Below are 1,109 nucleotides of genomic sequence, written 5' to 3' on the forward strand. Positions count from 1 at the left end.
AGGTGGTGGTGGCGGATGTGCGGTGGGATCGGTTTGTGCCGTCGTTCACGGCGTTGCGTCCGTCGTGTCTGTTCACCGACATCCCCGAAGCACAGGCGGCGATCGAGGCGGCGTCCCAAGCCGAGACCGGTCCCACCGACCGGGCGTCCGCACTGCGTGAGCGGCTCGCGGCCCTGACGCCGCCGGAGGTCGAGGCGTCCCTCTTGGACCTCGTACGCTCCCAGGTCGCCACGGTGCTCGGCCACGCCACCGTGGAGGCGGTGCGGCCGGACCGGGCGTTCCAGCGTCTCGGCTTCGACTCGCTCACCGCAGTCGAGCTGCGCAACCGGCTGACCGCCGAAACGGGCCTCGCGTTGCCCTCCACCCTCGTCTTCGACCACCCGACGCCGGCCGCCCTGGTCGCCTTCATCCGGGAGACAGTGCTCGGAGCATCGGGCGACGCGCCGGCCGACCGCAGGGTCGCCACCGTCGACGACGACCCGATCGTGATCGTCGGCATGGGCTGCCGCCTCCCGGGTGGCGTCGCGTCCCCGGAAGAACTCTGGCAACTGCTCGCCACGGGACGCGACGGCATCTCCGAGTTCCCCCTCGACCGAGGCTGGGACAGCTTCCTCAGCAGCGGCCTGTCCGACACGTCCTTCGCCCGCAGGGGCGGCTTCGTCTACGACGCCGGTGAGTTCGACGCCGAGTTCTTCGGCATCTCGCCGCGGGAGGCGCTCGCCATGGACCCGCAGCAGCGGCTGCTGCTGGAGACCTCGTGGGAGGCCGTCGAGTCGGCGGGCATCGACCCGACCACCCTGCGGGGCGGCGCGGTCGGCGTCTTCGCCGGGGCCAGCTTCCAGGGGTACGCCAGCGGGTCGGTCGGTCGGAGCCAGGAGGTCGGCGGCCACCTGCTCACCGGCAACGCGACAAGCGTGTTGTCGGGTCGGGTGGCGTACTCGTTCGGGTTCGAGGGTCCGGCGGTGACTGTGGACACGGCGTGTTCCTCATCCCTGGTGGCGTTGCACCTGGCGGCGCAGGCGCTGCGGTCCGGCGAGTGCGACCTCGCCCTGGCCGGCGGCGTCACCGTGATGGCCTCACCCGGCACGTTCGCCGAGTTCTCGATCCAG

1 protein-coding gene is annotated in these 1,109 nt (G+C 71.8%); it reads left to right on the forward strand.

Features of this window, described 5'->3' with window-relative positions; translation table 11 throughout:
- Positions 1 to 35: 35 nt before the first annotated feature.
- A partial coding sequence (locus C569_RS31645; RefSeq protein WP_304412568.1) for a type I polyketide synthase occupies positions 36 to 1,109 on the forward strand: 1,074 nt, incomplete at its 3' end.

This window comes from Micromonospora sp. CNB394, from assembly GCF_000374985.1.
GTDB lineage: Bacteria > Actinomycetota > Actinomycetes > Mycobacteriales > Micromonosporaceae > Micromonospora > Micromonospora marina.